Annotated in this window: 13 protein-coding genes; 6 read left to right on the top strand and 7 right to left on the bottom strand. The window is 68.9% G+C overall.

The features are described from left to right. Positions 1-57: 57 nt before the first annotated feature. Complete coding sequence (locus ACSHWB_RS04325) at positions 58-360, top strand: DUF2218 domain-containing protein (protein WP_439660788.1); 303 nt, start codon at positions 58-60, stop codon at positions 358-360. Here the strand turns inward: ACSHWB_RS04325 and ACSHWB_RS04330 are convergent. Further along, entirely contained in the window at positions 343-936 is a 594-nt protein-coding gene (locus ACSHWB_RS04330; RefSeq protein WP_439660789.1) for a LysE family translocator, read from the bottom strand. The genes ACSHWB_RS04325 and ACSHWB_RS04330 overlap by 18 nt on opposite strands. 60 nt (positions 937-996) lie before the next feature. On the opposite strand from ACSHWB_RS04330, the gene ACSHWB_RS04335 reads away from it, so the two are divergent. Then, positions 997-1,506: an Lrp/AsnC family transcriptional regulator gene (locus tag ACSHWB_RS04335; RefSeq protein ID WP_439660790.1), complete on the top strand. Its 510-nt coding sequence runs from the start codon at positions 997-999 to the stop codon at positions 1,504-1,506. Positions 1,507-1,577: 71 nt separating this feature from the next. On the opposite strand, the gene ACSHWB_RS04340 is transcribed toward ACSHWB_RS04335, so the two are convergent. The 3 genes from ACSHWB_RS04340 to pyk all read right to left on the bottom strand — a co-directional run bounded on the left by ACSHWB_RS04340 (position 1,578) and on the right by pyk (position 4,212). Continuing rightward, positions 1,578-1,781 (bottom strand): hypothetical protein, encoded by a 204-nt coding sequence (locus tag ACSHWB_RS04340; RefSeq protein ID WP_439660791.1) that lies wholly within the window; start codon positions 1,779-1,781, stop codon positions 1,578-1,580. Positions 1,782-1,866: 85 nt separating this feature from the next. Next, a complete protein-coding gene (gene tesB / locus ACSHWB_RS04345) occupies positions 1,867-2,778 on the bottom strand; it encodes an acyl-CoA thioesterase II (protein ID WP_439660792.1) in 912 nt (303 codons plus the stop codon). Between the two features lie 9 nt (positions 2,779-2,787). Beyond that, a complete protein-coding gene (gene pyk / locus ACSHWB_RS04350) occupies positions 2,788-4,212 on the bottom strand; it encodes a pyruvate kinase (protein ID WP_439660793.1) in 1,425 nt (474 codons plus the stop codon). A 64-nt stretch (positions 4,213-4,276) separates the two neighbouring features. Between pyk and ACSHWB_RS04355 the strand changes: the two genes are divergently transcribed. Then, positions 4,277-4,621, top strand: a complete 345-nt coding sequence (locus ACSHWB_RS04355; protein WP_439660794.1) for a VanZ family protein — start codon at positions 4,277-4,279, stop codon at positions 4,619-4,621. Here ACSHWB_RS04355 and ACSHWB_RS04360 read toward each other — a convergent pair. Continuing rightward, entirely contained in the window at positions 4,569-5,216 is a 648-nt protein-coding gene (locus ACSHWB_RS04360; protein ID WP_439660795.1) for a DUF2461 domain-containing protein, read from the bottom strand. The genes ACSHWB_RS04355 and ACSHWB_RS04360 overlap by 53 nt on opposite strands. A gap of 75 nt (positions 5,217-5,291) precedes the next feature. On the opposite strand from ACSHWB_RS04360, the gene ACSHWB_RS04365 reads away from it, so the two are divergent. Continuing rightward, positions 5,292-7,208 carry a helicase-associated domain-containing protein gene (locus ACSHWB_RS04365; protein WP_439660796.1) on the top strand — a complete coding sequence of 639 codons (1,917 nt, stop codon included), beginning with the start codon at positions 5,292-5,294 and terminating at the stop codon, positions 7,206-7,208. A 55-nt stretch (positions 7,209-7,263) separates the two neighbouring features. After that, entirely contained in the window at positions 7,264-10,137 is a 2,874-nt protein-coding gene (locus ACSHWB_RS04370; RefSeq protein WP_439660797.1) for an NACHT domain-containing protein, read from the top strand. Between the two features lie 4 nt (positions 10,138-10,141). On the opposite strand, the gene ACSHWB_RS04375 is transcribed toward ACSHWB_RS04370, so the two are convergent. Then, positions 10,142-10,954, bottom strand: a complete 813-nt coding sequence (locus ACSHWB_RS04375; RefSeq protein ID WP_439660798.1) for a DNA/RNA non-specific endonuclease — start codon at positions 10,952-10,954, stop codon at positions 10,142-10,144. 84 nt (positions 10,955-11,038) lie between these two features. Continuing rightward, entirely contained in the window at positions 11,039-11,488 is a 450-nt protein-coding gene (locus ACSHWB_RS04380) for a COG4315 family predicted lipoprotein (RefSeq protein WP_439660799.1), read from the bottom strand. A 165-nt stretch (positions 11,489-11,653) separates the two neighbouring features. On the opposite strand from ACSHWB_RS04380, the gene ACSHWB_RS04385 reads away from it, so the two are divergent. Next, positions 11,654-12,892, top strand: a complete 1,239-nt coding sequence (locus tag ACSHWB_RS04385) for a CHRD domain-containing protein (protein ID WP_439660800.1) — start codon at positions 11,654-11,656, stop codon at positions 12,890-12,892. The last annotated feature ends 25 nt before the right edge of the window (positions 12,893-12,917 follow it).

Genomic DNA, 12,917 nt, shown 5'->3' on the forward strand with positions numbered 1-12,917 from the left:
TTTGCCAGGTGAACCGCGTCACGTGCCGGTACGTATTGCTAGGCGTAAGTTGGCTTCATGACGGAATTCACGAGCGTGGGACGCTCGGCGACCGACCGTGCCCCGAGGTACGGCTCGCAGCTGGTGAAGCACTTCACGGCCAAGGACCTCGAAGGGTCCTGGGAGGACACCCGCGGCTTCGTCCGCTTCTCCGCGGGCCTCGCGGAGTTCGAGGCAGCGGACGACGCGCTGATCATGCGCGTGGTGTGCACGTCGGAGGAGGACGTGGCACGCCTGAAGGACGTCGTGGAACGGCACCTCGTCCGCTTCGGCACGCGCGACGAACTGTCCGTCACGTGGGACTCAGGTAGCGAGAACTGACGCCGCCAGCCCGATGAGAGCGGTCCCACAGACCCGCTCGAACACCGCGCGGGTCTTGGGCCTGTTGAGCAGCCTGCCCAGCTGACGCGCCGACGGCACCACGAGGACCCAGAACACCGCGAACACCCCTACCGTCACGGCACTCAGCACCGCCGCCTGCGGAAGGGGCGCGGCGTTCGGGTCCATCGCCTGCGGGATGAGGCTCAGGAACGTGAGCATCACCTTGGGATTCAACAGATCGCACAACATGCCACGCAGGAACACGTTCTTCTGCCGCGGCTGCTCCTCCAACGGCTTGCTGGCCGACCTCAGCGTCATGAACCCGATGTAGGCCAGGTAGACCGCGCCGATCGCCTTGACCACGAACAACGCCGCCGGAGCCGCCGCCACGAGCGCGGACAACCCGACCGTCGCGAGCGTCGCGTGGATCAACAGCCCGGTGAGCACCCCGAGCGCCGCCTCGACGCCTTTGCGGAGGCTGCGGACCGCGTTCCCCATGACCAGTACGAAGTCGGGACCGGGCACGACCGTGATCACCACGAGTGCCAGCAGGAACGACGTCCACGCGATGTGCATGACGCAGATCGTCTGTGGTTCGTTCGTGTCTGTTCCAGCAGCTCAGTACGATGTTCGGTTATGCGCGAACAAGCCGAACTGGATTCGGTCGACTGGCACATCCTGGAGGAGTTGCAGAACGACGCCACCCTGCCGAACCGCGCGCTGGCGGAGATCGTCGGGCTGGCGCCGTCGTCGTGCCTGCAACGGGTGCGGCGGCTGCGGGACCTGGGTGTGATCACGGGGTGCCACGCCGTCGTCGACCCGGCCACCACGGGGCTGCCGTTGGAGGCCGTGATCTCGGTCAACGTGCGGCCGCACACCCGTGCCGTGGTGGCAGGGTTTCGTGCTTTTGTGATGGCTCAGCCGGAGACCCGGTCGATCTTCCACGTTTCCGGGCAGGCTGATTTCCTGCTGCACATCGCGGTGGCCGATTCCACGCATCTGCAGGCGTTCCTGATGGACAAGATCGCTTCGCGGACGGAGGTGCGGAACTTGACCAGTTCGGTGGTGCTGGAGCGGGTGGAGACCCGTGCGCTGACGCCGCCCGCCAACCTGCGGCCGACCCACCGTCGGCGTCGCTCGGACTAGCAGTCGTCGATCCGCCACACGCCTGACTCGCGCACCCAGGGTTCGCCGCGCTGGTCCAGTTCGGCCTTGTCTTAGGTGTAGGTCACACGGGCGAGATCTCCGGCCGCCTGGTCGACCTTCAAGGAACGCATCTCCTGAGGGCCGTACAACGCACCAGCTTGCTGCACGAGCATCACGAAGTTCGGACGCGTGTTCCGCTCCTTGCAGCGTTGCGACAGCAGGTCGTACGCCACGTCACCGTTGCCCGCGAGGAACGCGGTCGAGTACGCACGCACCTGCTGTTCAAGAGCGGAGTTGTCCGGTGCAGCGTTTCTTACATCCTAGATGTAGGAAACGCTGTCACGACAGCCAGCAGCTTGCTCACTCCGAGCCGGGTGACGGCTTGATCACCCGGATCAGCCCCTCCTGCACCACGGTCGCCACCAACTGCCCGTCCCGAGTGAAGAACCGCCCAGTGGCCAACCCCCGATTCCCAGAGGCAGACGGGGATGAGGTGTCGTACAGCAACCACTCGTCAGCCCGGAACGGCCGGTGGAACCACATGGCGTGGTCCAGAGAAGCCCCGAGAACCTTGTCCAGCCCCCAGTAAACCCCGTGCCGAGCCAGAACCCCGTCCAGCAACGTCATGTCCGAGGCATAGGTCATGATGCAGAGCTGCAGCATCGGATCGTCCGGCAACTTGCCATCGGCCTTCATCCACACCTGAGACGAGGCCTCACCCGGACCGTCCTCACGCGACTCCCAAGGCGGCTCGGTCACGTACCGGACGTCGATGGGCCGCGGGAACTTGGACGTGTGCAGCCCGTACCCCTCCACAGCCTCGGCCCAGGTCGGCAGCGACTCCGGGTCCGGCACCTCCGGCATGGGCGACGAGTGTTCGTTGCCCTGCTCCTCGATCTGGAACGAGGCGGACAACGCGAAGATCGCCTTGCCGTGCTGCACGGCCACGACACGGCGGGTCGTGAAGGACCGTCCATCCCGGATCCGGTCCACCTCGTACACGATCGGCACGCGCGGGTCGCCGGGCCGGATGAAGTACGAGTGCAGCGAGTGCACCCGCCGTTCGACCGGGACGGTGCGGCCGGCGGCGACGAGCGCCTGGCCCGCCACCTGCCCGCCGAAGACGCGCACTGGCGACTCGGCGGGCGACACGCCTCGGAAGATGTTCTCCTCGATGCGTTCCAGGTCGAGCAACGCGACCAGGTCGTCCACTGCGGATTGTCCACTCAAGCCTGATGGGCTCGTAGCAGCGGCACGGGCGGCCTCAGTCACGACTAACTCCTACGCGTGGTCGTCCTCCCCCAGCCGGTGCACCCGGATGAGGTTCGTCGACCCAATGGTGCCAGGAGGCGATCCGGCGACGACCACCATGAGGTCACCAGCGGAGTAACGGCCGATCTCGATCATGGCCACGTCGACCTGGCGGACCATCTCGTCGGTCGACTCCACGCGCGGGACCAGGAACGTCTCGGTGCCCCACGTGAGCGAGAGCTGCGAGCGGACCGCGGGCTCCGGCGTGAACGCCAGCAGCGGCAGGTGCGTGTGCAGACGAGCGAGACGGCGGACCGTGTCGCCGGACTGCGTGAACGCGACCAGGGCCTTGGCGTTCAGGCGCTCGCCGATGTCGCGGGCCGCGTACGAGATCACGCCGCGCTTGGTGCGCGGGACGTGGGTCAGCGGCGGCACGACGACCGACTCGGTCTCGACGGCCTCGATGATGCGGCCCATGGTCTGCACGGACTCGATGGCGTAGCGGCCGACCGAGGTCTCACCGGACAGCATCAGGGCGTCCGCGCCGTCGAGCACCGCGTTCGCGACGTCGGACGTCTCGGCGCGGGTCGGGCGGGAGTTCGTGATCATCGAGTCGAGCATCTGGGTCGCCACGATGACCGGCTTGGCGTTCTCGCGGGCGATCTGGATCGCGCGCTTCTGCACGAGCGGGACGTGCTCCAGCGGGAGCTCGACGCCCAGGTCACCGCGGGCGACCATGACGCCGTCGAAGGCCAGCACGATGGCCTCGAGGTTGTCCACGGCCTCCGGCTTCTCGATCTTCGCGATCACCGGGAGGCGCTTGCCGCCGCTGCGGTCCATGATCTGATGGACCAGGTCGATGTCGGCAGGGGAACGGACGAACGACAGGGCGATGAAGTCCACGCCGAGCGAGAGCGCGAACTCGAGGTCCTCGATGTCCTTCTCCGACAGCGCCGGCACGGAGACGTCCATGCCGGGCAGCGAGAGGCCCTTGTTGTTGCTGACGGGCCCGCCCTCGGTGACCTCGGCCACGACGTCGGAACCTTCGACGTCCACGACCACGAGCGCGACCTTGCCGTCGTCCACGAGCATGCGGTCGCCGACCTTGGCGTCCTTCGCGAGCTCCTTGTACGTCGTCGACACGCGGTCGTGCGTGCCCTCGACGTCCTCGACGGTGATGCGGACGATGTCGCCGGTGTTCCAGTCGACCGGACCCGCGGCGAAACGGCCGAGGCGGATCTTGGGGCCCTGGAGGTCAGCGAGGATTCCCACGGCGCGGCCGGACTCGTCGGCTGCGGCACGGACCATGTCGTAGACCTGCTTGTGGTCGGCATGGCTGCCGTGGCTGAAGTTCATCCTCGCCACGTCCATACCGGCCGCTACCAGGTCACGGACCTTTTCCGGCGTGCCAGTGGCGGGACCGAGGGTACAGACGATCTTTGCGCGTCGACTCACGTGTAGAGAGAGTAGACCCCGTTCCTGGACCGATCCCGAACTACCACTCAGTAATGTTCTGGCCATGGGTCGAGTACTCCCGTTCGTGATCGCGGCGTTGCTCAGCGTCGTCGTGTTGTTCACCCCCGAGTCAGGTGTGCCCACCTCGCCGCCCGGCACGGACAAGGTGGTTCACACGGTGCTGTTCGCGCTGCTCGCGTTCACCGGGCTGTACGCGAAACTTCCTCGCATTCTGCTGCTGCTCGTGGTCTACGCGGGTGTCTCCGAGGTGCTCCAGCAGGTGATCACGCCACTGCACCGCAGCGGCGACGTGCTCGACGCGCTGGTGGACGTGCTCGGGATCGGCCTGGGCTGGGCTATCGCCGCGGCTGTTCGCTCACGCCGACATGGTCCTCGCACCACGCGTTGAAGTCCTTGAGCTGCCTCCACGACTTGCGCACCCGGTCAAGACACCCCGGCTCGTGCAGCACGTCGTCGGGCTCCCAGACCTTGCGCACGTAGATCGACCGGTACCGCAGCAGGTCGAGGTGCGGGTGGTCGTCGGCGAACCCGCGCGGCTTCGACTTCATCACGTCGCCCGCCAGCTGCCAGCCCTGCTTGACCAGCTTGTCCACGATCTTGCGCAGCAGCACGCCGTGTGCGTCGACCGAGGCGCGGTAGCGGGCCAGCTGGTCGGACTGCATGTGGAACGAGCCACCGCCGGTCATCAGTCCCTCTGGACTGAGCTGCACGTAGTACGCGCCGCCGCCACGACCCTTCTCGATCACGCCGCCGCAGTGGTCCTTGTACGGCGTCTTGTCCTTGGCGAACCGCACGTCGCGGTACGGGCGGAACACCTTGCCCTCGCCGAACTCCTTCTCCAGCGCGAGCAGCAGCGCCTCCATGGGCGCCCGCACGTCGCGCAGGTAGGTCTCCTTGTTGTCGTCCCAGTACGCCTTCGAGTTGTCCAGCACCAGGCCGTCGTAGAAGTCAATGGCGTACTCGCCGAAACCGTCGAACGTCACCGAGTCAGCCTAGGCGGATCGCCCATGTGCGTGAAAATTCGTTTGAGATCACACAATCAGGCCATAATCCGGTGAATGCCCCGCCGTATCAACGCGCTCGCGACCTGGCTACTCCAACTCGGGCCGGACGAGGTGGCGGCGATACTCATGTTCCGCCGTGACGTCGCCGACCGCTACGTCCGGACGCTGAAAGACCTCGCGACGCAACTGACCGACTCCGACTCCGTGCACGCCGTCGAGGACACGCTGGACCAGGGCGCACTCGACCTGCTCGGTGCGATCGTGGCGCAGAACAACACGGGCACGGTCGACACGGTGTGCGCCGAGCTGCGGTGCTCGGTCGAGGACTTCGAACGGGCGCTGGGCGAGCTGAAGCAACGGGCGCTGGCCTGGCCGGAGGGGCCGCGGCTGATCGCGGTGAACTCGGTGCGGACGAGCGGTGCGACGCAGGGAAAGCTCACGTTGCGGCCGAAGGCCCCTGGCAAGCGCAGGGCATCGGCGATCTCCCCCATCGTGCCGACGATGTCCACTGTGGACGGCGTGGCGCGGCTGCTGGCGCACTGCGAGCAGGACACGTTCGACGCCCGCTACACCGGCGGCGTCGCGACGGTGGAGATCCGCCGGGTCGCGCGGGCGCTGCGGGTCGCGGACGGCGTGCTGCGGCTCTGGCTGGAGCTCGCGGTCGAGGCCCAGCTGCTCGGCGTGGAACGGTCTCGCCTGCTGCCGACCAGCCAGGGCGACGCGTGGCTCGGCTCGCAGCCGGGTGCGCGGCTCACGACGCTGGTCGCGGCGTGGCGGCGGATGGACTGGCGGCCGGAACCGGACCAGGCGCGGGCGGCGTTGCGCGACTACACCGGTGCCGCCGGGTTAGAGCTGCGGCGCAGCGCGCTGGAACGGTTTTCTGCCGAGGAGGCGTACACGAACATCAGCGAGCTCGTCGACGACCTCGTCTGGGAACGCCCTGCCGTGCACGACCCGCGGGCGACAGCGGCGGTGATCGGCGAGATGGAGGCGTTGGGGCTGGTGGCCGGCGGCGCGCTCACGCCGTTGGGGGTCGCGGTGCTGCACGACGGTGACGTCGCGGCGGCCGCCGCGGAGCTGATGCCCGCGGCGACTGAGAAGGCGGCGTTCCAGACGGACATGACGGCGGTGGTGAACGGGCTGCCGTCGCCGGAGCTGAGCACGACGCTGAACCTGGTGGCTGACCTGGAGGACAACGACGCGGCACGGGTGTGGCGGCTGTCCGCCGGGTCGGTGCGGCGCGCGCTGGACTCGGGGCTGTCCGCCGGCGAGGTGCTCGCGAAGCTGAGGGCCGTGTCCGAGGCCGCGCTGCCGCAGGTGATCGAGTACCAGGTGCAGGACGTGGCGCGCCGGCACGGTCAGCTGACGGTGACGGACGTCGCGAGTTGCGTGCGGGCCGCGGATCCCGCGCTGCTGCAGGAGATCGCGAGGTCGAAGCGGCTCACGTCGCTGAAGCTGCGGTTGCTCGCGCCGACCGTGCTGGCGTCGGCCCAGCCGATGGCCGAGACGCTCGCGGCGCTGCGCCGGTGCGGGTACGCACCGACGGGACTGGACGCCGGCGAGAAGTCCATTGTGGAGAGTGTCAGCCGGCTGAGGGCGCCCGCCCGCGGTGAGCGCAGGCCGGAGCGGTGGTGGCGCACCGAGATGAACGACCTGGAGCTGGCCCAGCTCGCGGTCCGGCTGGTGGAGCAGGAACGGCCGAGCGTCGGACCCGGCGCGCCAAGGGCCAACGCGGCGCGGATGCTGCGCGACCAGAACGTCTTCCTGCGCGACGAGGAGGTCGTGCTGCTGTCGTCGGCGCTGGTCGACGGGAGCCGCGTGGAGATCGAGTACGCGAGCGGTCCGCGCAGGACCGAGACGCACCTGATCGTGCCGACCAAGCACCTCGAGGGCGTGCTGAGCGCGGACTGCGAGGACGGCATCAGCAGGGAGTTCGACATCGGCCACGTCCGCAAGGTCGCGCTGCCATGATGAACAGCGGGTGAAGTTCCCCGGGACCCGGTGATCACGTGCCGATACTGGACGGGTGGCCGATCCGTTTTCCGCCGGACTGCTGATGGTGCTGGAGACCGTGCTGGAGCGGGTGCTCCTCGGTCTCTTCGACGTCGTGCACAAGGGCGCCAGGGACAAGAAGCGCCAGCGCGAGCTGACCAGGCCGGGACCGCTGGTCGAACGGATCAGCTCCGAGCTCGCCCGCGGTGAGCTCAGCGTCGTCGAGCAGCACGAGTGGCAGGCCGCTGTGGACGCGGTGCGCGAGTCCGTCGAGGCCGCGCTGCCGTTGCGCCCTGAGGAGGCGCTGCGGGTCGTGCTGACGCCCGAGTCGCTGCGGGCGCACGTGGTGTCCCGGTCGGAGCGGATCCGGCGGGCGGCGGGCCTGTCCGACCAGGCGACGGCGGTCTACGACGCGGTGCTGCTGCGGGTGTGCGTCGCGATCGTCGAGCTGATTTGGTCGCAGCCGGAGTACGCGCGGCGGCTCGCGGTGGAGACGTTCCGCATGGGCCGGGCGACAGCCGATGCCGTGACACGGTTCGCGGACCAGCAGCAGCTGGCGCTGACGGCGTCGCACCGGGACTTCGAGGACCGCTACGCCGACCAGGTCGCGCACGCGCTGGGCGGGCTGGAGCTGTTCGGGGTGTCCCGCGGGAGGGCGCCGCGCCGGCACTCCTTCGACACCTCGTACGTCTCGCTGGCGGTGGCGCGGGTCGGGGACACCGACGAGCTGACCGGGGCCGGGCTGCCGGTGGCGGCTGCGCTCGCGGACACGCCTCGGGTGCTGATCAGGGGTGGTGCGGGCGCGGGCAAGACGACGTTCCTGCGCTGGCTCGCGATGAACGCGCTGGGCGAGACGCGGGCGTCGGGCAACGAGTGGCTGGGGCTGGTGCCGTTGTTCGTACCGCTGCGGCAGTACACGTCGCTGCCGAAGCCGGAGGAGTTCATCTCGTCGACCGCCTCGATGATCGAGGAGGAGAAGCCGCCGGGGTGGGTCACCGCGCGGCTCAAGGAGGGCCGCGCGCTCGTCCTGGTCGACGGCGTGGACGAGCTGGTGTGGGAGCGGCGGGCCGAGGCCCGGCTGTGGCTCGAGAAGCTGGTCAACGCCTATCCCGGGGCCCGGTACGCGATCACGACCCGGCCGGCGGCGGTGCCGGAGGACTGGCTGGAGGACCTCGGCTTCGCCGCGTTCGACCTGTTGCCGTTGAGCGACAAGGGCGTGCGCGACTTCGTGGAGGCATGGCACACCGCCGCGCGCGACGAACCGGGGCTGTCCAGGGACGCGCGGGTCTGGCTGACCGACTGCGAGGCACGGCTGGTGGCGACGCTGGCGAAGCGGCCGGACCTGCGGCGGCTGGCGTCGAGCCCGTTGCTGGCGGGGCTGCTGTGCGCGTTGCACCAGGACCGGAACATGCACCTGCCGCGGGATCGGCGGTCGCTGTACGAGGCCGCGCTGGACCTGCTGCTGGTGCGGTGGGACGAGGACCGGGGGCTCGCGCTGCCGTCGTTCTCCAAGGAGGAGCAGCTCGTTCTGCTGCAACGGTTCGCGTACTCGCTGGTGCGCAACCGGGAGCTGATGGTGCCTCGCGAGGAGGCCGTGCACCGGCTCGGGAACGCGATGCGCGGACTGCGGTCGCACGACATCGATCCGGACGACGCGATGCAACGGCTGCTCGAACGGGCCGGGCTGCTGCGCGAGGTCGGCAACGACCGCGTGCAGTTCGTGCACCGGACGTTCCGCGACTACCTGGCGGCCAAGGAGGTCGTGGACGCGGGTGACCTGAACCTGTTGGTGGACAGGGCACATCTGGACGAGTGGCACGACGTCGTGGTGATGGCGGTGGCGCACGCCCGGCCGCGCGAACGGGCCCGCGTGCTGATGGACCTGCTGGCGGGCAACGACGACACGCGCAAGGACGAGCGCGGCCGGGACAAGCTGCGGCTGCTCGCGCTGGCGTGCCTCGACCAGGCCGACGTGATCGAACCGGAGACCGCGCGGGCGCAGGTGACGGCCGCGGTCGCCGCGCTGATCCCGCCGAAGAGCTTCGCGCACGCGGACGCGTTGTCCGAGGCCGGCTCGTTCGTGGTGGACCTGCTGCCGGGACCGGAGGCCGCGGGAGACTCGGCGGAGGCCGCGTACATCGTGCGGACGCTGGCCAACATCGGCGGCGAGGGCGCGTGGGAACGGATCGCGGAGTTCGTGGCCGTCGATCACGCGATGGTCATCGACGAGCTGCTGCGGGCGTGGCGGAACACACCGGACGCGGAGAAGTACGCCAGGTCCGTGCTGTCCAAAGTGGATTTCGGCGACCGGCGGGTGGACGTCCGCGGCTGGCACCGGATCCAGTTCATCATGCACCTGGAGAAGCTGCGGTACGTCCGGTGCATCGGCAACATCAACCCGCTGGACCCGTTGGGCGCCATGCCGTCGCTGCACCGGCTGGAGCTGTGGCAGAACGAGGTCATGCGCGACCTCTCCCCGCTGGCCGGGTCGCGGTCGCTGAAGGAGCTGCACCTGAGCCGGTGCCGTCCGCTCGGGCGGATCGACCTGTCCCCGGTGAGGGACCTGGACGAGCTGCACCTGCACTTCAGCCGCGTCGAGCTGGCGTCGCTGGAGGGCGGTGCGCTGCGGCGGCTGCAGATCCGCGACTCGGCCACCGACGAGGGGCTGGACGTGCTGCCCGGCCTGCCCGCGTTGCGCGAGCTGGCGATCGACCACCGCCCGCCCTACCCGCTGGCGGGGCTGGAGCGGTGGCCGACCATCACGACGCTGGAGGTGTTCGGGGTACCGGCGGCGGACGACGTGCGCGTGTTGCCCGCGTTGGAACACCTGGTGGTGCACCAGCCGGAGTCGCTCGCGCGGCTGGAGGAGCTGCGCGGTCAGCTGCCAGGGGTACGCATCACGACCTGACGTGTCACCACTGGATGTCGGCCAGGCTGTCCAGCGGCCTCCTCACGGTCTCCTCCAGCAGCTGCACCGACGCCGTGTCCGCGGCGTGCAGCTCGGCCGGGAAGGTGAGGCTCACGCGCTTCTCCAGCTCGGCCAGCGACACCTGGAACACCCGGAACTCGTCGAGGTCGAGCGCCTCGGCCAGGACGATGTTCTGGGTGAGCAGGAACGCGCTGCAGCGCAGCTCGCCGTCCACCACGAACGCGATCGCCTTGTAGAACTCGCGCGGGATCGCGACCCCGCGGAAGATCCTGTCGTCGGCGTTGAAGACCGGGCCGCCGTAGACGCTGACCTTGAGGTTGTCGACGTCGACGTCCGCGAGCACCGCGTCCTCGAGCCTCCCCCAGAGCCCTTCCTTGGTGCTCTGGTTGAAGTCGTCCATCTGCGGCGTGATGTTCGTGAAGAAGAACGAGTCCTTGTTCGCCTTCTGCGCCTCGGCCTTCGGGCCCCAGCACAGGTCGGCGCGGCGGGCGAGGTGGCCGCGGTCGAGCCGGTTGTCGCGGTAGAGCTCGTCGCCGGTCTGGAACTCGGCCGGGACGCGCTTGTCCTTGACGAACGGGATGTTGCTGCGGCTCAGTGCCTTCATCTCGCCGCCGTCGATGTTCCACGCGACCCAGCTCGCGAACTTGCGCGACTTGCTCATCGCGAGCGAGAAGTGCGTGTAGTCGATCGTGGTCGAGCCGTCGAGCTCGACCGCGTCGGCCGCTCCCGAGTCGGTCAGGACCGGGATCCCGGCGGTCGTGCCGAGAAACTTCGGGTCGAAGCCTGCGCTGGTCATGTGTCGCCCCCTACTGGTTCATCTTGAGGGTCGACATCTCCCACGGGGCCGTTAGCCGCATACACCCGAACGGCCCAGTGTTCATCAGCTCTTCTTGACGAGTTTCCCGTCCGCGGAGATCGCGAACCACTCGTCGTCGACGCCCTGGCCGTTGACGTCACCGGCGACCTGGTCACCCACGTAGTAGTACAGCGGCCACTTCCCGTAGACGGCCTGCGAGCTCTCGTCGATCTGCGAGACGAGCTGCACGTCGGCGCCGTCCTTGGCATCCACTTTGGACTCCGCGGTGAGCGCGGGCCACACGGCGACGCAGTCGGCGTCGCACGCGCTGGAGTTGTTCTCGTCCTTGGTGAAGGCGTAGAGCGTCCGTCCCGTTCGGTCGACCAGGATCGGCCCGAGGTCGGACTGCGCGATCTTCACCTCGGCCTTCGCAGGGACCTCCTGCTGCGAACCTTGTTGCGGTGCCTCGTTTCCGCAGGCGGACAGCCCGGCGAGCAGCACCGGCAGCAGCAGAATTCCCATACGTGCACGCATCTTCGTCTCCTAGCGGGGTGTGTCCTGTTCCGACGTTGACACGTAATGAGACGCGTTTCGGTTCAGCGGAGAATTCCTTGAACCGAAACTGATCGACGTCCGTGTTGGTCATGTCGGGTCCGCCAGACCCCCCGACTCCCACAGCGGAGCCTTGGAGCACATCCCATGTCTGTCAACAAAAACGTCGCTGCCGCATGCCTTCTGGGCGCCACGCTCGGACTGGCCGTGGTGACGCCGGCGTCCGCCGCCCAGGACGCCGTCACCGTCAAGATCACGAACACCGCCGGCTACGAGGCGAGCTTCTGCGCCGCCGACCAGCTGGAGGGCCGCTGCCTCGACGGTGCCGAGAAGGGCGAGTCGCGCACCTTCACCGTGAAGCCCGGCCGCGGCCGGATCGAGGTCCGCGTGGTCGTGAAGAACGGCGGTTCGGCCTTCGAGTTCTTCACCGCCGACGGCCCCACGCTGAACATCGACGCCGGTGGCTCGGCGCAGAAGCCGACCGCCACGAAGTCCGGTGGCGCCCAGGACCACGGTGCCGGGCACGGCGGCCACAACCCGGCCCCGCCCGCACCCGGTCAGACCGCCCCACCGGTCAAGCCCGCCACCGGCAAGCCCGTGTTCTTCGCAGCGGAGCTGGACGGCCGTCAGGAGGTCCCGACCGCCGGTGGCCCGGCCGTGGGTGACGAGGACGCCTCGGCGAAGGCGCTGGTCGAGGTGCGCGGCGACCGCGTGACGTTCGCGCTGGAGTGGAAGAAGACGGCCCAGCTCACCCTCGGCCACATCCACCAGGGCGCGAAGGGCCAGAACGGCGCGGTGAAGGTGAACCTCTTCACCACCCCGATGCCGGAGACGCTGGGCGCCGCCGCCGGGCAGACCGTGGTCGACGCGAAGCTCGCCGAGGACATCCGCAAGAACCCGGCCGGCTTCTACGTGAACCTGCACAGCACCGAGAAGCCCGGTGGCGCGGTCCGCGGTCAGCTCAAGCCGCTGAACAAGCAGATCAACCCGCTCGACATCCTTCAGGGCGGCAAGCTCCGCGCGTTCTCCAACGGCCGCAACGAGGTTCCCGTGCAGGACGGCCCGAAGGTCGGCGACCCCGACGGCCAGGCCGTGACGCTCGTGCGCCCCACCGCCACCGGCGTCGACTTCTCGCTGGCCTGGGTGAACGTCGACGCGCCGACGCTCGGCCACGTCCACCAGGGCGCGAAGGGCGTGAACGGCGCCGTGAAAATCACGTTCTTCGGCACCGTGGTCCCGAACGGCATCTTCGCGGTCTCGGGCACGGCCACCGCCGACAAGGCCACGCTGGACGCGCTGCGCGAGTCCCCCAAGGACTTCTACTCCAACATCCACACCGCCGCGTTCCCCGGCGGAGCGGTGCGCGGACAGTTCACCAGCCACTAACCCTCGCCGGCTCGCCGCACGCGGG

The organism is Lentzea sp. HUAS TT2, assembly GCF_051853195.1.
Classification (GTDB): Bacteria; Actinomycetota; Actinomycetes; order Mycobacteriales; family Pseudonocardiaceae; genus Lentzea.